We start from the raw sequence: 811 nt of genomic DNA on the forward strand, positions 1-811 counted from the left end.
AGGATAGATGGTGTAATCCTCCGTTTCGTGGAAAGTGATTCCCTGCGGCGCACCGTTGATATATACGCCTTCGAGGTCGCCATGGCTCTTGACGATGCGCTCGCCGGCAGCATTGTAGGTGTATCGGCTGGTCTTGCCGTTGTCCGACAATACCATCAGCCGGTTGTCCTCGTCCCAATACATGCGCCGCTCCGTGTTCAGACTGTCGTTCTCCACCAGCGTGGGATTGCCGTTGGCATCGTAAGTGTAATGTTCATGCCCTATCTGCGTGGGAGCCGTGGGGTGGTTGCTGTCCTCGTACTTATACGTGAAGTCGTAAGACTGCGCCGTCTTTGAGGAGTCCACCTTCTGCACCTTGGTGAGCGGTTCGCTCATCCGTCCGAACGTCATTGTCATCTCATACTTCGCCCCCTTCGCCTCACCGTTGGCCTTTATCAGGCGGTTAAGGTCGTCGTAAGCGTAAGTGTGGTTGAAAGCACCGCCGAGTCTCGCCTTGCCGCTATTGCCACTAGCGGCCTGCGTTGGGTCTACGGCATTGGCAATACCCAAGATATTGTCCACAGCATCGTATTGGTACTTGTTTTCCATCACAGCCCTACCGTCCGCCGTAAGGTTCATCGCCTGCAGACGTTCACGCTGCTTGTCGTAGGTGTAGGTTGTCTCCGTGCCGTTACCCAGCTTGGTGTAGACGGTATGTCCGTCCTTGTCGTAACCTATCCTGTCAACAATAACGCTCTCACGCCCCTGTTTATTGCCCGAAAGGCGAACTATTTGCCCTGCCGCATTGTAATGATAGGTAACCACCTCCCCG

1 pseudogene is annotated in these 811 nt (G+C 54.9%); it reads right to left on the reverse strand.

Annotated features, from left to right (window positions below):
* A pseudogene (locus BN93_RS18200) lies at positions 1–811 on the reverse strand (RHS repeat-associated core domain-containing protein); the annotation flags it as partial.

The organism is Prevotella conceptionensis 9403948, assembly GCF_000312305.1.
In the GTDB taxonomy this organism is placed as follows: domain Bacteria; phylum Bacteroidota; class Bacteroidia; order Bacteroidales; family Bacteroidaceae; genus Prevotella; species Prevotella conceptionensis.